Annotated in this window: 25 protein-coding genes; 15 read left to right on the forward strand and 10 right to left on the reverse strand. The window is 36.2% G+C overall.

From position 1 onward, the window contains the following. Positions 1-159: 159 nt before the first annotated feature. The 8 genes from Q763_RS11385 to Q763_RS11420 all read left to right on the forward strand — a co-directional run bounded on the left by Q763_RS11385 (position 160) and on the right by Q763_RS11420 (position 8,771). Positions 160-1,548: a dipeptidase gene (locus Q763_RS11385; RefSeq protein ID WP_035134354.1), complete on the forward strand. Its 1,389-nt coding sequence runs from the start codon at positions 160-162 to the stop codon at positions 1,546-1,548. A gap of 313 nt (positions 1,549-1,861) precedes the next feature. Then, positions 1,862-2,392, forward strand: coding sequence for an RNA polymerase sigma factor (locus tag Q763_RS11390; protein WP_035134355.1), 531 nt, complete (start codon positions 1,862-1,864; stop codon positions 2,390-2,392). A gap of 3 nt (positions 2,393-2,395) precedes the next feature. Next, entirely contained in the window at positions 2,396-3,304 is a 909-nt protein-coding gene (locus tag Q763_RS17510; protein ID WP_052123418.1) for an energy transducer TonB, read from the forward strand. Positions 3,305-3,570: 266 nt separating this feature from the next. Next, positions 3,571-3,939: a BlaI/MecI/CopY family transcriptional regulator gene (locus Q763_RS11400; protein ID WP_035134364.1), complete on the forward strand. Its 369-nt coding sequence runs from the start codon at positions 3,571-3,573 to the stop codon at positions 3,937-3,939. Between the two features lie 15 nt (positions 3,940-3,954). Then, positions 3,955-4,443: an energy transducer TonB gene (locus Q763_RS11405; RefSeq protein WP_035134365.1), complete on the forward strand. Its 489-nt coding sequence runs from the start codon at positions 3,955-3,957 to the stop codon at positions 4,441-4,443. A gap of 3 nt (positions 4,444-4,446) precedes the next feature. Beyond that, complete coding sequence (locus tag Q763_RS11410) at positions 4,447-5,712, forward strand: M56 family metallopeptidase (protein ID WP_035134367.1); 1,266 nt, start codon at positions 4,447-4,449, stop codon at positions 5,710-5,712. A gap of 17 nt (positions 5,713-5,729) precedes the next feature. Then, on the forward strand, positions 5,730-7,526 hold the full coding sequence (locus Q763_RS17515) for a M56 family metallopeptidase (RefSeq protein ID WP_052123419.1): 1,797 nt from the start codon (positions 5,730-5,732) through the stop codon (positions 7,524-7,526). Between the two features lie 144 nt (positions 7,527-7,670). Next, positions 7,671-8,771, forward strand: coding sequence for a DUF4407 domain-containing protein (locus Q763_RS11420; protein ID WP_035134378.1), 1,101 nt, complete (start codon positions 7,671-7,673; stop codon positions 8,769-8,771). A gap of 139 nt (positions 8,772-8,910) precedes the next feature. Here Q763_RS11420 and Q763_RS11425 read toward each other — a convergent pair whose 3' ends face one another. From Q763_RS11425 to ruvC, 7 genes are all read right to left on the reverse strand, one after another. Next, positions 8,911-9,330, reverse strand: coding sequence for a 3-hydroxyacyl-ACP dehydratase FabZ family protein (locus tag Q763_RS11425; RefSeq protein ID WP_035134380.1), 420 nt, complete (start codon positions 9,328-9,330; stop codon positions 8,911-8,913). A gap of 53 nt (positions 9,331-9,383) precedes the next feature. Then, positions 9,384-9,749: an MmcQ/YjbR family DNA-binding protein gene (locus Q763_RS11430; RefSeq protein ID WP_035134382.1), complete on the reverse strand. Its 366-nt coding sequence runs from the start codon at positions 9,747-9,749 to the stop codon at positions 9,384-9,386. A gap of 13 nt (positions 9,750-9,762) precedes the next feature. Further along, positions 9,763-10,116, reverse strand: coding sequence for a DUF4260 domain-containing protein (locus tag Q763_RS11435; RefSeq protein WP_035134385.1), 354 nt, complete (start codon positions 10,114-10,116; stop codon positions 9,763-9,765). Continuing rightward, positions 10,116-10,877, reverse strand: a complete 762-nt coding sequence (locus Q763_RS11440) for a cyclase family protein (protein WP_035134387.1) — start codon at positions 10,875-10,877, stop codon at positions 10,116-10,118. The genes Q763_RS11435 and Q763_RS11440 overlap by 1 nt, the downstream gene beginning before the upstream one ends. A gap of 16 nt (positions 10,878-10,893) precedes the next feature. Beyond that, positions 10,894-12,027, reverse strand: coding sequence for a radical SAM family heme chaperone HemW (gene hemW, locus Q763_RS11445; protein ID WP_035134389.1), 1,134 nt, complete (start codon positions 12,025-12,027; stop codon positions 10,894-10,896). Between the two features lie 82 nt (positions 12,028-12,109). Beyond that, on the reverse strand, positions 12,110-13,003 hold the full coding sequence (locus tag Q763_RS11450; RefSeq protein WP_035134390.1) for a hypothetical protein: 894 nt from the start codon (positions 13,001-13,003) through the stop codon (positions 12,110-12,112). A gap of 39 nt (positions 13,004-13,042) precedes the next feature. Continuing rightward, the gene (gene ruvC / locus Q763_RS11455) at positions 13,043-13,597 is read right to left on the reverse strand and encodes a crossover junction endodeoxyribonuclease RuvC (protein ID WP_035134392.1); all 555 of its coding nucleotides are present in this window, start codon (positions 13,595-13,597) and stop codon (positions 13,043-13,045) included. A 23-nt stretch (positions 13,598-13,620) separates the two neighbouring features. Here ruvC and Q763_RS11460 point away from each other — a divergent pair, with 23 nt between their 5' ends. Continuing rightward, positions 13,621-14,568 carry a lysylphosphatidylglycerol synthase domain-containing protein gene (locus Q763_RS11460; RefSeq protein WP_035134394.1) on the forward strand — a complete coding sequence of 316 codons (948 nt, stop codon included), beginning with the start codon at positions 13,621-13,623 and terminating at the stop codon, positions 14,566-14,568. Here the strand turns inward: Q763_RS11460 and Q763_RS11465 are convergent. Next, positions 14,555-15,031 (reverse strand): hypothetical protein, encoded by a 477-nt coding sequence (locus Q763_RS11465; protein WP_035134396.1) that lies wholly within the window; start codon positions 15,029-15,031, stop codon positions 14,555-14,557. The two genes, Q763_RS11460 and Q763_RS11465, sit on opposite strands and share 14 nt — an antisense overlap. Positions 15,032-15,226: 195 nt before the next feature. On the opposite strand from Q763_RS11465, the gene Q763_RS11470 reads away from it, so the two are divergent. From Q763_RS11470 to Q763_RS11495, 6 genes are all read left to right on the forward strand, one after another. Then, positions 15,227-16,531, forward strand: a complete 1,305-nt coding sequence (locus Q763_RS11470; RefSeq protein WP_035134398.1) for a spondin domain-containing protein — start codon at positions 15,227-15,229, stop codon at positions 16,529-16,531. A 256-nt stretch (positions 16,532-16,787) separates the two neighbouring features. Next, positions 16,788-17,879 carry a fatty acid desaturase family protein gene (locus tag Q763_RS11475; protein ID WP_035134399.1) on the forward strand — a complete coding sequence of 364 codons (1,092 nt, stop codon included), beginning with the start codon at positions 16,788-16,790 and terminating at the stop codon, positions 17,877-17,879. Between the two features lie 56 nt (positions 17,880-17,935). After that, positions 17,936-18,223: a hypothetical protein gene (locus Q763_RS11480; RefSeq protein ID WP_035134401.1), complete on the forward strand. Its 288-nt coding sequence runs from the start codon at positions 17,936-17,938 to the stop codon at positions 18,221-18,223. 58 nt (positions 18,224-18,281) lie between these two features. Beyond that, positions 18,282-18,848 (forward strand): helix-turn-helix domain-containing protein, encoded by a 567-nt coding sequence (locus Q763_RS11485; RefSeq protein ID WP_035134403.1) that lies wholly within the window; start codon positions 18,282-18,284, stop codon positions 18,846-18,848. Positions 18,849-19,040: 192 nt separating this feature from the next. Beyond that, positions 19,041-19,322: a hypothetical protein gene (locus Q763_RS11490; RefSeq protein ID WP_035134406.1), complete on the forward strand. Its 282-nt coding sequence runs from the start codon at positions 19,041-19,043 to the stop codon at positions 19,320-19,322. Between the two features lie 30 nt (positions 19,323-19,352). Beyond that, the gene (locus Q763_RS11495; RefSeq protein ID WP_035134408.1) at positions 19,353-19,553 is read left to right on the forward strand and encodes a hypothetical protein; all 201 of its coding nucleotides are present in this window, start codon (positions 19,353-19,355) and stop codon (positions 19,551-19,553) included. 146 nt (positions 19,554-19,699) lie between these two features. Here the strand turns inward: Q763_RS11495 and Q763_RS11500 are convergent, their stop codons facing one another. Then, on the reverse strand, positions 19,700-20,077 hold the full coding sequence (locus tag Q763_RS11500) for a hypothetical protein (RefSeq protein ID WP_035134410.1): 378 nt from the start codon (positions 20,075-20,077) through the stop codon (positions 19,700-19,702). Between the two features lie 149 nt (positions 20,078-20,226). Continuing rightward, the gene (locus Q763_RS11505; protein ID WP_035134618.1) at positions 20,227-20,574 is read right to left on the reverse strand and encodes a DUF4180 domain-containing protein; all 348 of its coding nucleotides are present in this window, start codon (positions 20,572-20,574) and stop codon (positions 20,227-20,229) included. Positions 20,575-20,622 lie beyond the last annotated feature (48 nt).

Raw genomic sequence — 20,622 nt, forward strand, 5'->3', positions numbered from 1 at the left:
TTTCACCACACCCGCAGGCCGATAATAAAACCAATAGTTTGTTTCATTAAGAGGGTGCAAATATACAACTACTTTCAAACAAACAAAGAAAAAACGAAAATTTTTTTCATTTTATTTTTTTGTATTTTTGGGCGTCAATTCTATATCATTAATTATAAGATGGATAACATAAAAAGCTATGTCGGACAGCATAAAGACCGATTTATCAATGAACTTGTTGAGCTATTAAAAATACCTTCGGTAAGTGCCGATAGTGCCTATTCTCAAGACGTGATAAACACTGCCGAGGCAGTAAAGGAAAGCTTGGAAAAAGCAGGCTGTGATAAAGTAGAGCTTTGCGAAACTCCGGGATACCCTATCGTATATGGTGAAAAATTTATAGACCCAAACCTTCCTACAGTATTAGTATATGGACATTATGATGTTCAGCCACCAGATCCTGTAGAGCTTTGGACTTCACCTCCTTTTGAGCCGGTTATCAAAGAAACAGAACTACACCCTGAAGGTGCAATATTTGCACGTGGGGCATGTGATGACAAAGGTCAGATGTACATGCACGTAAAAGCGTTAGAGTACATGACTCAAAACGGAAACCTGCCATGCAACGTTAAGTTCATGATAGAAGGTGAAGAAGAAGTAGGATCACCAAGCCTTAGCTGGTTTGTGGAACGCAACCAGGAAAAACTTAAAAATGATGTGATATTAATTTCGGATACCGGAATGATATCTAACACTCAGCCATCTATCACAACAGGACTAAGAGGGCTTAGTTATGTAGAGGTAGAGGTTACAGGCCCTAACCGCGACCTGCATTCAGGTTTATATGGTGGTGCTGTGGCAAACCCTATAAATATACTGGCAAAAATGATTGCCCAGCTTCACGACGAAAACAATCACATTACTATCCCCGGTTTCTATGACAGGGTTGAAGAACTTTCCCGCGAGGAAAGAGATGAAATGGCAAAAGCCCCTTTCTCTCTTGAAGCGTACAAAAGAGCACTTGATATTGATGATGTGTATGGTGAAACGACTTACACCACAAACGAAAGAAACTCCATTCGCCCAACTCTTGATGTAAACGGTATTTGGGGTGGCTATACAGGTGAAGGTGCTAAAACCGTTATTGCAAGCAAGGCGTATGCAAAAATCTCTATGCGTTTAGTACCGGATCAGGATTGGAAAGAAATCACTGAACTTTTCACTAAGCATTTTGAAAGCATTGCTCCAAAAGGAGTAAAAGTAAAAGTAACACCTCATCACGGTGGCCAGGCTTATGTTACACCTATAGACAGCATAGGGTATCAGGCAGCAGCGGCAGCTTATGAGGAAAGTTTTGGCGTTAAACCTATCCCGGTTCGTTCGGGCGGTAGTATTCCAATCGTTGCCCTTTTTGAAAAAGAGCTGAAAAGCAAAACTATAATGATGGGCTTCGGTCTTGACAGTGATGCTATTCACTCACCAAACGAACATTTCGGAGTATTTAATTACCTGAAAGGTATTGAAACTATTCCGTTGTTTTACAAGCATTTCACAGAGATGAACAAGTAATAATTCATCCTACAAATAAAAAAATCCACCTAATGGTGGATTTTTTTTATCCCGTTACAACCCTTTTTATTTTATTAGCATCTTTAAAAGAAAGAATCAAGGCCACACCAAATGAAGTATACTTTTTTTGTGGCATTGCTCGTTATAATATCGGAAAAACAATCACTGTACAGAAGCACCATTGTTTAGACAAAACCTAAACAACTTAATTAATTTTGTAAATTTAGAGCAGGAATACACAAGAAAACAACTTTCTAAATCCGCAAAAAAGAGAATAACCATCCGAAATAACCGGCAATAGCTACAACCATAAATGACCGAACAGCAACTTATACAAGGCTGCAAAAAAGAAGACAGGCTTGCCCAAAACCGTGTCTACAATACCTATGGCACTAAAGTAATGGGTATATGCAAGCGTTATATGAAAGACCATGAGAGGGCTGAGGAAATGGTAATGAATACCTTTCTCACTGTCTTTAAGAAAATTGAGCAATACAATAACCAAGGTAGTTTTGAAGGCTGGATTTTACGCATAGCCGTTAACTGCTGCCTAATGGAGTTGAGGAAGAAGACGAATTTTAAAAATGAAATAAGCACTGATGATATAGCTATTGCAGTAACTGACAATGACAGTAATCTTTTAGATAATGACATCGAAAAAATGCTTAATTGCCTTCCGGAAGGAGCACGAATAGTGTTTAACCTATATGCAATTGAAGGTTACAAACATGCTGAAATAGCCGAAAAAATGGGAATTAGCGAAGGCACCTCTAAGTCACAACTTAGTTATGCCAAAGAGAAATTAAAGAAAACCTTTTTTAGTTCACAAATCCTAAAACAATAAACAATGAAAGATAACGAATTGTTTAAGTATTTTAAAGACCGAACTGACATGTTTGATGAGCAGCCGGGGGATCAGTTGTGGACTAAAATTGAAGGACAGCTTGGCAAAAATACGGCAGCAAAAACAAGTTTAAAAAATGGATTTTTGCTAAAATCATTACTAATAGGCGGAGTTTTATCGGCAGGAATAGCATTCACCATTATCTGTCTTAATAAAACTGAGGATATAAAACCTCCCCAAACAAACACGCCTGTTCCAGTTGTACAAGAAACAGAGAGCATTCAAAACACCGAAGAAGACTATGTAGTACATGAACCGGTTATTGAATCTGAGTTTGAAGAAAAGCCGGAACCTGAACAGGTATCAGCCCCTAAAACAGAGGAAAAGAAAACTGAGCCGGTTGTTGTTAAGCAGGTAAAACAAACTAACACAACACAGCAACCTAAAGCTGGGAAAACTGAAAGCGAAAAAGAAAAACCAACCAACCAACCAATATTGACCACGGCACCTGTGAAAACAGAGCCGAAAAAAACTGAGACAACTCCTGTAGAAGAAACAAAACCCGTTGAAATACAGGAGAGACCTCAGGAGGAGACCATTTTTAACGAGAGCGAGCTTAGTAAACGCCCTGACTTCCCGGGAGGAGTACAGGCTTTTTACAACCTAATAAACCGCAAGTTTATTATTCATGAAAAAATCCCGCCGGGAAAATACAAAGTAATGATTGCTTTTGTTATTAATGAGGACGGAACATTATCAGACATAAAAACAACAGAAGACCCAGGTTATGGTATAAGCACTGAAGTCTTAAAAATATTTAATTCCATTGATGAAAAATGGACACCGGGAGAGATAGACGGTAAAGCAGTAAAAACAAATTATTCTTTGCCATTTAGCATCTCCATTAAATAACCAATAAACAACCTACACACCTTCCATTTCTTATACCTTTTTTAATTTATTTAGAAGAAAAATCCGTTACTAGTAACGGATTTTTTTTATTCCCCTCCCAACCTTTTTTATTATTTAGGTCTCTATATAAATAACCATACCTTTTTATCTTAATTACTAACTAAACTCACTAATCCACCCCTAACCGGGTGGATTTTTTATGAAAATAAGTTGCACATATCATTTTTTATTCTACATTTGTAGAAACAATTCTAAAACTGTAGAACATGCAGCTTACAAAAACAGAAGAACAGGTAATGGAACTTTTATGGAAACAGGAAAAAGCTTTCATGAAAGATTTGATGGATGAGTTCCCCAATCCAAAACCAGCACCCACTACTCTTGCCACACTTTTAAAACGAATGACCGATAAAGGCTTTGTGGGATATAAAGAGTATGGAAAATCGAGAGAATACTTCCCTATGGTTAAAAAAACCGACTATTTTTCAAAACAGGTTAACGGTATAATCAAAAATTTCTTTAACAACTCTGCTTCCCAGTTTGCCTCTTTTTTCACAAAGGAAACAAATATGAGTACAAAAGAACTTGAAGAACTAAAAGCTATTATTGATAAAGAAATAGAAAAGAAGAAATAGAAAACCATCAAAATTATGTCGCTTAAAAAAAGATTATGGTTTATTCTTTTAAAAAGGAAATCGGCTTTAGCTATTATCCTTTCAGGTACTGTATTCTCTACAAGTATGATAACCGATAGAGAAATATTTACAGGTTCTGATAATGAAAAATCTGTAAATATTTCTCAGGAAAAAGTTTATTACGAAAGCGAGCTACAGGAACAAGCTATATATGAAGGCGGAAACGAGAAGTTTAATGAATTTATAGAAAAAAACATGAAGCTTCCTGAGATAGAGAAAGATATAATAATTAGAACGATAATATCTTTCATTATAGAGAAAGACGGGTCAATAAGCGACATAGTTATACGCATCGGAGGAAAACATGGCGTAGCAGAAGAGGCATTAAAAGCTATAAAAAAAGCTCCTGCAAACTGGCACCCCGGTAAAATTGACAATAAACCAGTAAGAAGTTATTACATGTTTCCTATTACAATAACTGTTGGCAACCCCAAAAAAAATTAAGTTATGATTGAATTCATTATAAAATCGGCAATAAGTATGATTGTACTCCTTGTGGTTTACAAACTGCTTTTGGAAAAAGAAAAAATGCATCGTTTTAACAGGGCATATCTGTTAGCCAGCCTTATATTTTCTGTTTGCGTGCCCTTTATAAGTATTCCTTCATTTGTTAGTTACAGTAACAGTATTAATACTTTACCGCAAATAACATTAAACGAGATTACCATAACAAGAGGAAGCACAGGTTTTGACATGCAGTTTTGGCTTATCTTAACTTACATAATCATCACTTCATTACTTACCATAAGGTTCTTAAAAAACATACTATCGTTTGTTTTCAAAATAAAGAACAACAAAAAAATAAAATATAAAACGGCATTATTAGTATTAGTACCACACAACGCCTTACCACACACCTTCCTTAATTACATCTTTATAAGCGAGGATGACCATAACAAAAATGCTATTGAAAAAGATCTCTATACACACGAGTTAGCGCACGTGAATCAAATGCATACTATGGACATCCTGCTTATAGAGCTGTTTAAAACCGTGTTTTGGTTTAACCCCGTTTTATATTTCTATAAAAAAAGTATACAGCTTAATCACGAGTTTTTAGCCGATGATGCTGTAATAAACAACAATAAAAACGCTACAGGCTATCAAAACCTGTTACTCAAAATGGCATCCGGAAGCCATACTGTTGCACTGGCCAGCAACATTAATTTTTCTATAACTAAAAAACGATTTGTTATGATGACTAAAACCACACCACGATTTTTAGCAATAAGCAAACAACTGCTTGTTGTTCCGGTAATGGCAGGACTATTTTTAATATCCTGCGCAGAGAATGAAGTAAAACCAGAACCCGAAACAAATTCTGCAAAGGAAATTCCAAATGTAATCGAAGAAGGTAGCGTAAAACCTGAAGTAAGTGCTCCAGAAGCTGATGAAGTGCTTAATCCAGCCGGACTTACAAAACAACCGGAATATCCGGGAGGCATGCTTGAGTTCTATAATTATATAAATAAGAACTTTACAATCCCAGATGTAAAAGAAAATAAAATATTAAAAATTTACATCTCTTTTGTAATTGAAAAAGACGGATCAATGAGTAGTATTAAAGTATTACGTGACCCTGGGTATGGTGCCGGTGAAGAGGCGGTAAGAGTACTTAAGTCAGTACCTGAAAAATGGATACCCGGAGAAATGGATGGTAAAACGGTAAGAAGTAGCTATACCTTACCTATTACAATAAACATAGGCGACTAAAATAAAAAGGCTAAACCATGAGTGAGTTTCTTATAAAATCGGCAATAAGTATGACGGTACTTTTCCTGTTGTACAAGCTTTTCCTTGAAAAAGAAAAAATGCATCGTTTCAATAGGTTTTACTTATTGTTTAGCCTTCTATTTTCGCTGTGTCTGCCATTTATAACCATACCCGTGTATGTTAGCATACCTGTTACTCCTATTCAGGATTCGGTAATGATGATTCATTCTGTTACTGAGCAACAACCTTTAACAAATAGCAACACAGTATCCACTGTTGTAGTACAACCGGAGGTAAACTACATGCCTTATATTATTTGGGGACTATACAGCATAGTAACATTATTGCTAATTATTAGGTTTGCTATAAACATTACCAGGTTTTACAGGCTTAAAAAAAGGAATCAAAATATTCCTTATAAAGATGCAATACTTGTACTTATTGACAACAACATACTTCCTCATACTTTTTTAAATACTGTTTATGTAAACAAAGAGGAGTATGAAAAACAGGCTATAGAGCCCGAACTTTACAGTCACGAACTCACTCATGTAAAGCAGCGACACACACTTGACATACTGTTTATCGAATTGCTAAAAACAATATTATGGTTCAATCCGCTGCTTTACTTTTATAAAAAAGCCATACAGCTTAACCACGAGTTCCTGGCCGATGAGAATGTAATTTACAAAAACGATATTATATCTTACCAAAGGCTATTGCTTAACAGGAGTCAACAAAGAGCTCCAATGGCAATGCTGGCAAGTAACCTTAACTTTCCCATAACTAAAAAACGATTTGTTATGATGACCAAAACCACACCTAAAATTAAAACACTGGCTCTTAAACTGGCCTGTATGATAACCGTTACTGTAATAGTATATTTTTTAAGCACCGAAAATGTAGCTTATGCCGGTACACAACAAAACGAAACACTTACAGCAACTGACTCTGTTAGTCCTGACAGCAGAAGAGATGAATATTTTAAAGGAGTAAGAATAATAATTCAGGACAGCCTTAGAAATGTATTTATAAATACACCTTATGAAAAACTGACTTTAGAGCAAAAACGATACTATCTGGCTAATGTCCCAAATAAAAAAGACAATCCTGACGGTGTTAGTGAAGAGGATTACAAATTCTCACTTGAACAGAAAGACAGTCATTTTTACATTGATAATAAAAAGATAAGCCGTGAAGAATTCCTGAAACATAAACGAGAAGAATTCGCCTCAACCGGATTCAAAATGTTTGGAGAAACAAAAGCAGGTGAAGAAATGTCAATGACATTTATGTTATATTACCACACATACCCCTATTACAACAAACATATTAAACACTTAAACGATCACTACCCTGAAGAAACCTGCCAAATAACCATAAGTAAAAAACCTGTTCCCGATAGTTTTAAAATTATTAAAACTGGGAATGAAATAGGCAAAAGTGACAAAGAGGTTATAGATATTAGGCAGGAAACAATGATAAGCGCTGCTACCTACAATTTTGAAGAAGACAATGCAAAAACAGCACACACCAGAGATGCTGCATTCCCCGGAGGAAACGAGGCATTTGACGCTTATATCACTAAAAACCTAGATTTAGACAGTATCATACAAAAAAATGAGGCATTTATAGGCTACACTGTAAATACAGACGGCTCGGTTACTCATGTAAAACTATATGGAGATAACGATGAAAAACTTAATGATGACATAAAAAAAGTTTTTGAAGCATCTCCCAAATGGATTCCTCAACAAGAAAACGGAAAACCTATTACAACCAATAAAGTGTTTACTTACCGTAAAACCAAATAACCACACCATCTTACTATATTAACTAAATCCGTCTCGTTTGAGACGGATTTTTCATTTATAACCCAAAACATATCAACACATTATAACATTTACAGTAAAAAACGCGTTACCTTTGTTACATCATCAATCAAAAATCAAATCATCATGTTAAAACGTTTTTTTATCATCTGCTCGGGGGCAGATAAAAAACTAATCTATTCCTGCTCTGACGGCGAACAGAATAAATATGCCGGTATAGGAGCCACTGTTTTCTTTACGGCTGTTATGGCATTTATTGCCGCGAGCTATGCCCTGTATACAGTTTTCGATAACATTTACACTTCAGTATTCTTTGGACTGATATGGGGGCTCCTTATTTTTAATCTGGATAGATTTATCGTTTCCACAATCAGGAAAAGGGAGCGCTTTGGTCAGGAACTGCTGCAGGCAACACCACGTATTATTTTAGCACTGATTATAGCTGTGGTTATTTCAAAACCGCTTGAAATAAAAATATTCCAAAAGGAAATAGATACTGTACTGCTTAAAGAAAAGAACGAACTGGCAATGGCCAATAAGAAACAGGTTGCCGATTATTACCAGTCTGACCTCGAAAGGAACAAAGCATCTATTGATAGTCTTAAGTCGGAAATTGTACAAAAGGAAAAGGAAGTAAATGATTTATATTCTACCTACATTACTGAGGCCGAAGGCACCAGCGGCACCATGAAACTGGGAAAAGGACCTGTTTACAAAGAAAAAAGGGATAAGCACGATGCTGCACTGGCACAACTGGACACACTACGAAAAAGGAATGAAGCAAAAATAGCCGCAAAAGAAGCTGAAGCTGTTACCCTTAGAAGTGATTTGGACAAAAAAATTACCGAGACCCAACCCATAATTGATAAGTTCGACGGACTCATGGCGCGTATCAATGCGCTTAATAAACTGCCATTGCTCCCTTCACTGTTTATAATGTTGCTGTTTTTAGCCATAGAAACAGCCCCTATAATCGCGAAACTACTCTCACCTAAGGGTGAATACGATTTTAAGCTAGAAGACAATGAAACAGCCTTAAAAACAAATTTGGCACAAAACAATCATCAGCGTGAACTGATGCGTACTACCGATGCCGGTATTTATGATGATGTATATGCAGAGATAAGACAGGATAAACAACTGTATGACTACAAAAAGAAAAAAGCTATAGAACTGCTCCAAATGCAGGCCGACAGTTTTAGTGAAAAACAAAAAAACGTTATGTAACAAAAAAGAGCTAAAAGTATCATTCTGAACGTAACATAGTGAAGTGAAGAATCTCAATCAATTTGATTTTAGATTTTTCCTATCGTCAAAATGAAATACGTAACAGATACTACTTTTAGCCCTTTATATTTTATCCTGATTAATCTATCCTGATAGACATCCAGGTAGCTTCCATAACTAGGGTATCCCCTACATAGGCTTTTCCTGTTTGTTTTATTATTTTTTCGCTCATACGTATATTGGTGATCTCATGCCTAACCTCATCGTTGTATTTCACCACATCAAAAAAGGCCGACTGCTCAATATGGGCCAGGGCAAAAATCCCTTTATTAACTCCCAGTAACCGTACACCAGCACCTCCGCATTGCGCCATAGATTCCAAAAGTATTGTATTTGGCACTACACCCGTACCGGGGAAAGTCCATTTTAAAAGTAAATTTTCTGAATCAAAAACTACCGTACCTATAATCTGATTATCTTTTGCCGAAACAATTTCATCTACAAATAAAAAAGGGTATCGGTGAGGTATAAGCTGTTCAATATTAGTAGTGGTTTCCATAATTTAAGTAAGGTCAAACAAAGCATAACATCTTATCATCCTTACTTATTGCCTTAACTACCACTTATTTCTGTCTGCAGTTTTTTGGTAAGGCTTTTAAATACCAATTCGTAGGAATGATCTATAAGCTCCAGTAAAAGTTTTTGCGGAACATCGCTGTTTACCGTAACCGTATTCCAATGCACCTTGCTCATGTGGTAACCGGGTTTTATACCCTCATATTCGGCACGAAATTCCTGCGCTCTGTCGGGATCACATTTTAAGTTTATTGAAGGCGTATTGGCTTCCCATCCTTTTAGTGAAGAAAGCGCAAACATTTTTCCACCCACTTTAAACACCAGTGTTTCCTCATCAAACGGAAAGTGTTCGGTAACGCCTTTTTTGGCAAGGCAGTAATCATAGTAAGACTGGATATTCATGGTTTATAGTTGCTTAGTTTTTACCTATCTCTCCCAAATGGGTGAATTTAAATCCGTTTTCATATTTGAGTCCGTATCCAAACATCCTGTCCATACTGGAATGCGCAAACCATATCACACCAATTAGTTGTAATAACTGACTGGAGTAATACATTCCGGCTAAATACAGCAGTATTGCTACTCCCCTGTGATGGAAAAAATTATAAGCCCATGCTCCGGCCTTATTGCCAAACGCATAGCCTATCATTGAAAAATCAGGCACTAACAGTAACACCAAAAACCACCACCATGCATAATCCAGTTGGCTAAAAAAATAGATTCCCAACAAAAACAGGGCGGCTTCTTCCAGTTTTATAAGTGCTTTCATTAAAGTTTGTACAATACAGGTTTACTTGGGCTGGCATCATTCTCAAAAGATGCTATTTGTAAATTTAGTAAATAACTCCCATCTGTCACCTCATCGTTTACATAAATCATTTCGGTAATGGTGGCATCATGCCTGGCATCGGTATTCAGGCTGTTTACGTCCTTAACATTCCAAAAAGCCTTATGGGCAACCAGCTTCCCTTCATCCTTCTCTTTATCTACACTTGGCAAATCAATTAAAAGGTGCTTTATACCACATTCACGTATATAAGCCGCGGCAGCCTCTTCAAGATAAGGCGGATTGGTATTGCTGTAGTTTTTAGATTTTTTAATCGCTTCATTTGGCAGGGTACGGATAACAATTGCTTCCGGCGATTTGCCTTCCAGTGCATCTGCAATCTGATCGTGGGTAATAACAAGATCCTCACCCTGTACCTCAGGAGTAATGGAAACTACTTCGGCTAAAAAGAAGAATTGCTTTAGCGCCTGGTTTATACTGTAAAAATCTTTGGTTATATGCCCTAGGCACTCGGTATGCGTACCGTGACCGTGCGGGTTAAAAAATATATTATTAAAATTTGTAGACGAACCCTCTCTCACCTTCCCTACCCAGTCACCCATTTTTACGGGCTCTATTACCGGTTTATCTATGTACCATGCAATAGGATTAGCATCGGTATTGGTTAAGGGGATAGAAATATCTATAGGGCTTGAAAAATCAATAGTAAAAGTAGTATTGTTATGCTGTATGGTAGCTTTCATGTTTTGTTTGTTTATACTATTCCAAATTTATAAAAAACAGATCACTGGCTAAACCGTCGGCAAGAAACTTTCCTTTTGGAGTTGTTTTTAAAACATTATCCTGAAGCGAGAGTAAACCATTGCTAATAAAATTAGCAGCCTCGTTAAGCAGGTGCTTTTTGTACAGTAAGCCAAATTCCTGCTCTACCCTTGTTATAGATACACCCCAAATGGTACGCAAGCCTGTCATTACATATTCGTTATACCTGTCGGCTACGGTTAGCTTTTCTTTTTCGGCAGGTAATTCATTATTTTCAATTGCTTTTAGGTACAAAGCATTGTTTGCTATATTCCAGCTACGGGAAATACCGTCATAGCTATGAGCAGAAGGCCCTATGCCTAAATATTTTTTCCCAAGCCAGTAAGCTGTGTTGTTACGGGAGAAATAACCTTCCTTCCCAAAATTGGAAAGCTCATAATGTACAAACCCGTTTTCCTGAAGTTTTTCGGTAAGCAACATAAAATGCTCATGAGCAACCTCGTCACTCGGTTGGGCAATGATACCCTTTTGTACAAAATTGTGCAGTGCTGTTTTAGGTTCTACGGTAAGAGCATAACTTGATATATGGGGTACTCCGAAAGACAACGCCTTATCTACATTTTGCAGCCAACGCTCGTTTGTCATTCCCGGAACCCCATAAATAAGATCGATAGAAATATTATCAAAATATTTAATCGCTTCGGTTAGGCATTCGGTAGCCTGCTGAGCATTATGTGCACGGTTCATCATTTTAAGATCATCCTCAAAAAACGACTGTATCCCAATGCTTAATCTGTTTATTCGGGAATTTGCTAACTCGGTTATACGGCTAATTGAGAGGTCGTCCGGATTGGCCTCAAGAGTAATTTCAGGATTATTGGAAACGGTATAGTTTTCCAGAACCGTATTAATAAGAAACTCTATTTCGCCATTGGTTAATACCGATGGTGTTCCTCCGCCAAAATAAATAGTTTCTACCGTTTGACCTGCAAATTCATTTTTCCTCATGCTAATTTCCTTAGCAAGTGCCGTTATCATTTCCTGCTTTTTCTTCATGGAAGTAGAAAAGTGGAAATCACAGTAGTGACATGCCTGCCTGCAAAAAGGAATATGAATATAAATACCTGCCATGCTGCAAAGCTACAACCTTTTTTAAGTATGGAGTATAAAAAAAGCCCCGCTAAAGCGAGGCTTCTCATTAATCGTAACCGGTTTACCAGTTTTCGTATACACCTTTAAAAATACCGTTAGTTATTGTAACAGTATCATTTGTTTCCTGATTTGTAGCTGTAGCCGTAAAAGTACCCCCTATAAGAGTGTAACCCAAGCCAAGATCAGTTCTTTCTGTAATATTAAGTGTACCTGCCGTTGTAACATACTCTACCTGAGTGTCATTTTCTGCATCATAACCCCATACAACAATTTTATTTGTATTTGAAGTCTCGTTAAAAGTATAATTACCTGTACCTTCTTCTCCGCTAGTTACCAGTACCGAAATACCATATTCATTATCACTATCAAAATTATTAGACACAATAGCTGTAGAACCAAATCCTCCTTCATATGAAGTAGAAGTGGTTGTACCATACCAGTCCTGTCCGTTTAAAGTAGCCGATAGTCCAAGACCCGAAACCTGTGGCTGAACCTCAGTATAGGTTAAATTAAAACTACCTTCAACTACAGAAAAATCACTTGTAAGATCCATATCTTCATCATAAACCTTACCTGAATAGTTAACATTCACTTTGTGATTAGCTTCATCTACAGAAACTAACTCAAAATTAAAAAATTCAGCCCTGTTGTAGTAATGGTTATATCTGCTTGGAACTTCAAAGCTCTCAATTGAAAAAGTGCTTATCTCTCCAATATTACCATACTTATTAAATATAAACTGAATTGCCATACCATCATCTGCAACGCCATACACTACAAAATCACGTTCTGACTTAGTAGCTGACCATTGCGTTATGTTTTTTTGCTGACCATCGATAGTAAAGCTAAATGAATCTTCCCCTCCTCCGTTAACAACATCTGAACTGTCGTCTGAAGAACAGGATACCATAAAAGACAAAAAAAGCACTGTAAGCACCGAATTAAGTAATCTCATAAAATTATATTTTGGTTGGTTAATTCAGTAAATATATTCTTATTTTTTTACTCTATCGGCATTTTGTTTTATAAAAGCATCCCATCCCGAATAGCTTTTACCAACAACAGTTTTACCAGAATTAAAGAAATGACAAACCGCAGCTGCCAGTCCGTCGGTACTGTCCAGGTTTTTGGGTATTTCCTTAAGTCCCAGTAACTGCTGCAGCATTTTTGCCACCTGCTCTTTACTGGCATTACCGTTACCTGTTATCGCCATTTTAATTTTTTTAGGCTCATATTCGGTTATGGGGATCTGTCTGGAAAGTCCGGCAGCCATAGCTACGCCCTGTGCCCTGCCCAGTTTGAGCATAGACTGTACATTTTTACCAAAAAAGGGAGCTTCGATAGCAATCTCATCAGGATGATGGGTATCAATCAGCTCAATGGTTCTTTCAAAAATATGGCGAAGCTTTACATAATGGTCATCATACTTACCCAACTGAAGTTCGTTTAGCTGAATAAATTCCATTTTCTTATTCACTACCTTAATAAGACCAAATCCCATTATAGTAGTACCGGGGTCAATACCTAATATGATGCGCTCGTTTGCCAATTTAATTTGTTTATTTTGCAGTTATGATTACACTGTCCCGCAAAGCTAAGCATTTCCTAACTGTGGTTGTTAAACTTTTAATAGTTAGCGGCGCATTTTATTTTATATACAGCAGGCTTGCAGGAGACAACAGTCCCGACTGGATAAAACTAAAAGACCTTTTTAACGGAAGCACTTCTTTTATTCTTTCAGCTTTTATAATTACGCTAACCTTCCTTAACCGATTTTTGGAAATCATAAAGTGGCGAAATTTGGTTTCTTCTTTTAAGGAGATAAAATTAAGGGAGTCGGCCGCACAGGTACTCGCTGCGATGACTGCAGCACTGTTTACCCCAAACGGAATAGGCGAATATGCTGCCAAGGCATTGTATTTCGAAAAAACACAGACAAAAAATATTGTTTTCCTTAATCTTGTTTGTAACGGCATTCAATTAATTATAGCTGTTTTTGCCGGGCTAACAGGACTTGCCGTATTTAATACCTATTATGGTATTTTACCTGCAGGCTACCTGCTAATTTTATTAGCAATAGTTTTTGTTGTAATCGTGCTACTGTTTACTGCCCGCAACTTTACCTTAAAAGGATATTCGGTTCAAAAAATAGTAAATAAGGTAAACGCCATACCAAAACAAATACATCGTAAAAACATACTGCTTGCCTTCGCTAGATATTTTTGCCTTATACATCAACATTATTTTTTATTCCTTTTGTTTGGCATACATGAACCCTACCCCGAAATGATTGCCGCTATTACAGCCGTATATTTTTTAGGATCGTCACTGCCTACATTCCAGCTTTTTGATTTTGCCGTTCGTGGCAGTGTAGCTGTATTGTTTTTCGGTAAAATGGGAATTAACGAATGGGTAGTGGTATTTGCCGCCACACTACAATGGCTGCTTAACATAGTAATACCGGTAAGTATAGGGAGTTACTTTGTGTTTAGGTTTAAAACCAATACTACTCCACGTTAATTATAACCGGTAAAATAAACTGACTCTTTACAGGAATTCCTTCTTTTGATGCCGGCTCTACAGCAGGAAAATCGCTGAGCCTGCTACGCAAAAGGCTGTCTATTTTAGTTCGGTCATAGCCCACGCTGTCTTTAGGAAACTCGGTTTCAAAAGCCAGGGTAGCATCGGGGAATATGGTTACTTTAAGCTGTATGGTATCAATTTCAGGATAAAGAAGCAAAAGGGTATCGGCATCCAGTCTTTCCTGTACCAAACGGGTCATGGAAGAGAAAAAGCATTCTTTTTTCTGCTCCTTGTCCATTACACTGTCACACTCACCAATTGAAGGATAAGAACTAACCTCATCCATATTGATTTCGGCGCGGCGCTTTTGCAGCAATTCTTCCTCACTGGGCACCTTTTTATCAAAATACTGGCAGGAACCCAATAGTAAAAGTGATAATGCAACAACTGCTTTCTTCATTGTAGGGATAAACGTTTTGGCGTATCAGCCAAAAATAAGGAAAATAAACAAGAACCTATAACTCATTATAAAATTCATAACAGAGAATAACCTTACTTCGGGAAATATCATCAATACATCGGGAAGTATTGCTATTCCGCGCGACATAGGTTACAAATAGATTTGCTAACATATTAATCTAAACCAAAACGAGTTATGAAATTAAAGAAAATTGCAACTGCGGGAATTCCGGTTTTACTAACCGCACTTTTTACGGTTTCGTGCCAAAATGATGATGATACACAAAGCATAATGACACAATCGGCTATGCTAACGGTAGAGAATGTTTTACAGTCACAACCACTGGTACAGTCGGGCACATTTCAGGGAGACGGCACACCGCCTGTTGTTTTCCCCGGCGAATCTGTAAGTATTAGTTTTTATGCCGCTAAAGGTCAGGCTTTGAGTTTTGCCACCATGTACGGATGGTCTAACGATTTGTTTTTTGCTCCCGAAAATCCCGGAATCACTTTATATACCGAAGACGGAACTCCTATTGAGGGCGATGTATCACAACAAATAAAACTATGGGATAACGGTACAAGGGTAAATCAGGCACCTGGACCTGATGTAGAACATCCGGGAGAGGCAACAAGTGCCAACATAACCGAAATAAGCGGTATGGATGCCGAGGGTAACTCCTACCTGCCTGCTTCACAACTTGTAAACGCCAGCCTTACCTACAATGGTAATTCCAACTTCACATTAACTCTTATGAATACCTCCGGCGGAACACAAAACGAAACCCCTATAAGTCCGGGAGTATGGGCTATTTCATACATTGCAGGAGGCAACCTGCTTAACCCTGCCCCTTTATATCAGGAGGGACAGCCTACAGCAAACGGACTTACCGATATTGCCGAAACAGGGGATAATGCTCCGCTATACGAATACATACAGGGAATTACAGGTATTTTCACTCCGCTTTCGCCAATATTGGTTGTGGTATATAACGGTGACGAGAATCCGTTTTACAAAACCGGTGAAAACGATCGTGGCGAAGGCTTAAAGGAAATTGCCCAAAAAGGAGATGCATCTGTATTGGCTTCTGCACTTGAAAACAAAGCCGGAGTGAAAAGCGTTTACATATTGGCTCAGTCGCAAACTACTGTATTACTACCATCAATTAACGGACAACCGGGTGGCAGTGTTTCTCAGGAAATAATGTATGACTCGGGAGACCGCATCGCCATAGCTACTATGTATGGCTTTAGTAACGACTGGTTTTTTGCTACCGAGGGTAATGGTGTAGCCGCATCATACAAAGGTGATATATCCGGCTCTATAAAGCTTTATGACGACGGTACTGCGCTAGACCAATATCCGGGTGCCGGGATCACCCAGTTTAACCTTGCAGGCACTCCGCTTAACGAAAGTAAACCTATTGAGGAAGTTCCAAACCCAAACACCTATACTATGCTTCCGGCAGTTAGTAATATTATAAAAGCTACTCTTAATTAAAAACAAAAAAAGCCTTTCAGAAACTGAAAGGCTTTTTGATTACTATTTTACTTTAAAATCTTATTTGAGAAGTTAAATACAGTTAAAACACAACAACTAACAAATAAAAACCGCTTTTTATCGTTATATTGAAACATATAACTTCAACAGGCAGGGCTTCCGAAAAAATTACAGTATCCTGATAATATAGTAGTCCTTTTGCACTTGCACAATTTTACGATTTGAATAGTGAATAAAAGTTGCAGCTATTCATAGTATGACCCGATTAAAATTTAAAACCCAAACAAAATCTGCATTTTTCCCTACCGTAAGGTTAAAAGTAGACAACTATTTTAAAGAGCATAATATTTCTCCAAATGCCAACGGCAATATGTGGCTTAAAGTCATTTTTTTTCTTGGAGGCTTTTTACTTCTCTATAACTTAATAATAACCAGTTCTTTTAACAGCTGGATATTACTTTTATTAACCGTATTACTTGGCATGTTTAGTGCATTTATAGGCTTTAATATTTGCCATGATGCCATACATGACTCATTATCTTCAAATAAAAAAGTAAATAAGGGCTTCAGCTTTCTGTTTAACTTAGTAGGTGCCAACCCTTACCTGTGGAGCATTATGCATAACACGGTTCATCATACATTTACTAATATACCGGGGCATGATGAAGACCTTGTTGTCGCCCCCGGGTTAATCAGGATTACCAGTGAAGAGCCCGTAAACAAAATACAGCGTTACCAGCATTTATATGCTTTTCCCTTATATAGTTTAGCGTCCCTGTCCTGGATTTTCAGAAAAGATTATAAAAAATTTTTCCAGTCAAAAATTGGTCAACTCAAAATAAGGCATCCTAAAATTGAATATTTCAATTTATTCTTCTTTAAAGCATTATATTACTTTTTATTTATAATACTTCCGTTACTTGTACTTAATATAACCTGGTGGCAGTTTATTATAGGGTTTACCGCACTACATCTTACTAAAGGTTTAACAATGGGGATGGTATTTCAGTTAGCACATGTTGTTGAGGGCACCAGTTTCCCTAAGCCCAATCCGTCAGGCAATATAGAAGACAATTGGGCTGAACATCAAATGAGAACCACCGCAAATTTTGCTACAGGAAATAATATAGCTGCATTTTTTTTAGGAGGATTAAATCAACAAATAGAACATCATTTATTCCCAAGGGTTTGTCATATCCATTATCAGAAAATAGGAAGTATAATTAAAGAAACCGCTAAGGAGTTTGACCTGCCTTATATAGAGAATCCTACTTTTTTTGATGCATTGAAATCACATTATCATGTATTAAAAAAATTTGGAAAGCAGGCATACTTAAATAAAAGCTAGCGCTTTGTAATTACAACGATTTTATGTTGTAAATTGTTTATCAAATAATTAGCGCTATGAAAAAATCTGAAAAGAAAGAACAAATAGAAAAAATGATTGCAGATTTTTTCAAGATGACAGAACCTGCCTCATTAACCGAAATGCGAAATAAAATATATAAGGAAATATTAAAGCTTCCTATGTCATTAAGCGACAAAAACACTCTTGAAAATGAGATGTACTTATGGAACTACAATTGCGACGCTTATATAAAAAACATTAAAAGCAATACTTTTAAAACCGTTGTCGCTTCTGACTTTAAAGCTATGCTCAAAAAAATAAATATCTCTTTGTTGGGCAACTAAACTAGCAATCTCACAAATTACAAACCGAGTTTACCAATTATTTTTAATAAAAATCATTATGTCTCTAAAAATTTTCATTAAATATATGGTAAGCCTTCGCTGTAAGATAATTGTAAAAGCCGAACTAGACAGGCTGGAAATTAAGTATGGTAATGTAGAGCTTGGAGAAGTTGAAATAAAAGAACCTATTACCAAAGAACAAAACAAAGTCCTGAAAGCATCTCTGATAAAAGTTGGTCTGGAACTTATGGATGACAAAAAAGCTATTTTAATAGAGAAAATAAAAAATACAATTATTGAACTTGTTTATAAAGATAATGATCTTATTAAAACAAAAAAGTCAGAGTACATAAGCCACAAGCTTAATTATGATTATACTTATCTGGCCAATATATTTTCGGAAGCAACCGGCACCACTATTGAACATTACATTATAAACCATAAAATAGAGAGAGTAAAAGAACTGCTAATATATGATGAGCTTAGCCTTACACAAATTTCATATCTTCTAAACTACAGCAGTGTTGCTCACCTCTCGGCACAATTTAAAAAAATTACAGGCTTAACACCCACTTTTTTCAAAACTATAAAGGAGAAAAAAAGAAAAGAATTACAATATCTGTGAATTATATAAGCTAAATATATAATGATATAAGCAAACAAATAATATCTAGTCTAACTTTACTTATTATAAAAGCAATCACTATAAACAAATATAAATTGAATTAAATAAAGTAAAAGCTAAAGCTAACCTAACACTACTTAAGCATCATGAAATTCATGATGCTTTTTTTATAATCTCTAAAACCAAATTATTATGAAAACAATGAATGAAATAACAAACGAGATTAACAACTATACATCTATCATAAAAAATACTTTCCCTGAGTTTTATGAAAAACTGGCTGAGACACCCCTTTTCCTTTCTTATGAGGAGCAGGATAATACTATTACCGACTACAAAAGATATTTAAGCTTTTTAAAATCACAACTAACAGAGCTGGTAAAAATATACGAATTGAGAAAACATGAGAATGATATAAAACAAACTAAGAGTACTGTAACATCCAAAATTAAAAAAAAGCCACCTTTGTTATGAAGCAATTAAGCTTCGTAAATTTTTACCATAATGGAAAATAAAAATGAAAATTCTCAGGCAGTAAAAACCAAATGGAAAGAAGAAAAGGCAAAACTTAAATTAAAGTTTCCAAGCCTTACTGATGCCGACCTGCATTTTGAAGAAGGGAAAAAGGATATTATGTTTAGAAGAGTAGAAACAAAACTAGGGAAAAGCAAGGACGAATTTTCTAAAATTCTTTTAGAACTTTAAAAACTTAAGTATTGCCACTTGTTTTAGGATAGCTGATTTTTTCAGCTATTGGAATGTTAATGATGAGGAAAGACAACTACCTTTTCTTTTCATTAAAAAAAGCCTTTCAGTAACTGAAAGGCTTTTCAATTTAAGGATTACATGAACTAAGGCCAGTTACAATCGTATCCTTTTTTTCTTGCATATTTTAAAGCATCGGTATCATACGATTCGTAATCAACTCCAAGGTTGTATACCTTAAACTTACCACAAGTATCTTTATACTTCATTTTCTTTGCTTTCTTAGCTTTAGAGCCTACCACATAATCAAGAGCTTTCTCTTCAGTCTTCTCACCGGCCCAAAGTGCCTGTACAGGTCCTACTGCAAACCAGTAGCCTGCACTGTTTTGCCATGTTACGGCATAAGCAGTTCCAGATGGTCCCTCGTCAACCATGTTTACTTTTTCATTTGTTGTAAATGCAAAGCATAAAAAAGCTACTGCCATTAATGTTGCAGCGGCAAAAAACGGTCTTTTTGTTTTCATAATGTATAGATTTAGTTATTAATAAAATGTGTTTCTATGTAAATACGATTTATTAAAAACTAAAAAGCTATTTAACAAGCTTTTACATTATAAAATTAACAATTAGGTTTTAACAAAGCAATACCTATAAATGGGTATTTTTCATTTAATTAATTTAACACCTCTTCTATAGAAGTAACAAAATTAATAACCCTTCCCTTATTACTTTCAAAAACAAAATCATTTAAGCTTTTACTTTCGTACTTGCTAAAATTACCCACAATAGCCAGCCTGATTTTATAATTGGAGAATTTTTGAAGTATTTCCCCTGCCATACGGGTTTTTAAATCAAAAAATGAAGGTGTAATATTCTTTTCGTGAAGTATTACCTTATCAAATCCCTGATAGTAAAGATTCCCTACCAAATCTGTTCCGTCTTCAATAGTAGCAATAATAATATCTGGAGAAACTATTTCTACTATGGTAAGATTATCTGTTTGGTGTGTTTTAATTTCCATATAATCTGATTTTAAAACCAAATGTATTAAAATCAAAAAAGCCCTCCA

This window comes from Flavobacterium beibuense F44-8, assembly GCF_000769915.1.
Lineage (GTDB): Bacteria > Bacteroidota > Bacteroidia > Flavobacteriales > Flavobacteriaceae > Flavobacterium > Flavobacterium beibuense.

Bases quoted from the DNA above. Each gene is read 5' to 3' on its own strand.
- Q763_RS11385 (WP_035134354.1), top strand. From the start codon at position 160: ATGGATAACATAAAAAGCTATGTCGGACAGCATAAAGACCGATTTATC.
- Q763_RS11390 (WP_035134355.1), top strand. From the start codon at position 1,862: ATGACCGAACAGCAACTTATACAAGGCTGCAAAAAAGAAGACAGGCTT.
- Q763_RS17510 (WP_052123418.1), top strand. From the start codon at position 2,396: ATGAAAGATAACGAATTGTTTAAGTATTTTAAAGACCGAACTGACATG.
- Q763_RS11400 (WP_035134364.1), top strand. From the start codon at position 3,571: ATGCAGCTTACAAAAACAGAAGAACAGGTAATGGAACTTTTATGGAAA.
- Q763_RS11405 (WP_035134365.1), top strand. From the start codon at position 3,955: ATGTCGCTTAAAAAAAGATTATGGTTTATTCTTTTAAAAAGGAAATCG.
- Q763_RS11410 (WP_035134367.1), top strand. From the start codon at position 4,447: ATGATTGAATTCATTATAAAATCGGCAATAAGTATGATTGTACTCCTT.
- Q763_RS17515 (WP_052123419.1), top strand. From the start codon at position 5,730: ATGAGTGAGTTTCTTATAAAATCGGCAATAAGTATGACGGTACTTTTC.
- Q763_RS11420 (WP_035134378.1), top strand. From the start codon at position 7,671: ATGTTAAAACGTTTTTTTATCATCTGCTCGGGGGCAGATAAAAAACTA.
- Q763_RS11425 (WP_035134380.1), bottom strand. From the start codon at position 9,330: ATGGAAACCACTACTAATATTGAACAGCTTATACCTCACCGATACCCT.
- Q763_RS11430 (WP_035134382.1), bottom strand. From the start codon at position 9,749: ATGAATATCCAGTCTTACTATGATTACTGCCTTGCCAAAAAAGGCGTT.
- Q763_RS11435 (WP_035134385.1), bottom strand. From the start codon at position 10,116: ATGAAAGCACTTATAAAACTGGAAGAAGCCGCCCTGTTTTTGTTGGGA.
- Q763_RS11440 (WP_035134387.1), bottom strand. From the start codon at position 10,877: ATGAAAGCTACCATACAGCATAACAATACTACTTTTACTATTGATTTT.
- hemW (WP_035134389.1), bottom strand. From the start codon at position 12,027: ATGGCAGGTATTTATATTCATATTCCTTTTTGCAGGCAGGCATGTCAC.
- Q763_RS11450 (WP_035134390.1), bottom strand. From the start codon at position 13,003: ATGAGATTACTTAATTCGGTGCTTACAGTGCTTTTTTTGTCTTTTATG.
- Q763_RS11460 (WP_035134394.1), top strand. From the start codon at position 13,621: ATGATTACACTGTCCCGCAAAGCTAAGCATTTCCTAACTGTGGTTGTT.
- Q763_RS11465 (WP_035134396.1), bottom strand. From the start codon at position 15,031: ATGAAGAAAGCAGTTGTTGCATTATCACTTTTACTATTGGGTTCCTGC.
- Q763_RS11470 (WP_035134398.1), top strand. From the start codon at position 15,227: ATGAAATTAAAGAAAATTGCAACTGCGGGAATTCCGGTTTTACTAACC.
- Q763_RS11475 (WP_035134399.1), top strand. From the start codon at position 16,788: ATGACCCGATTAAAATTTAAAACCCAAACAAAATCTGCATTTTTCCCT.
- Q763_RS11480 (WP_035134401.1), top strand. From the start codon at position 17,936: ATGAAAAAATCTGAAAAGAAAGAACAAATAGAAAAAATGATTGCAGAT.
- Q763_RS11485 (WP_035134403.1), top strand. From the start codon at position 18,282: ATGTCTCTAAAAATTTTCATTAAATATATGGTAAGCCTTCGCTGTAAG.
- Q763_RS11490 (WP_035134406.1), top strand. From the start codon at position 19,041: ATGAAAACAATGAATGAAATAACAAACGAGATTAACAACTATACATCT.
- Q763_RS11495 (WP_035134408.1), top strand. From the start codon at position 19,353: ATGGAAAATAAAAATGAAAATTCTCAGGCAGTAAAAACCAAATGGAAA.
- Q763_RS11500 (WP_035134410.1), bottom strand. From the start codon at position 20,077: ATGAAAACAAAAAGACCGTTTTTTGCCGCTGCAACATTAATGGCAGTA.
- Q763_RS11505 (WP_035134618.1), bottom strand. From the start codon at position 20,574: ATGGAAATTAAAACACACCAAACAGATAATCTTACCATAGTAGAAATA.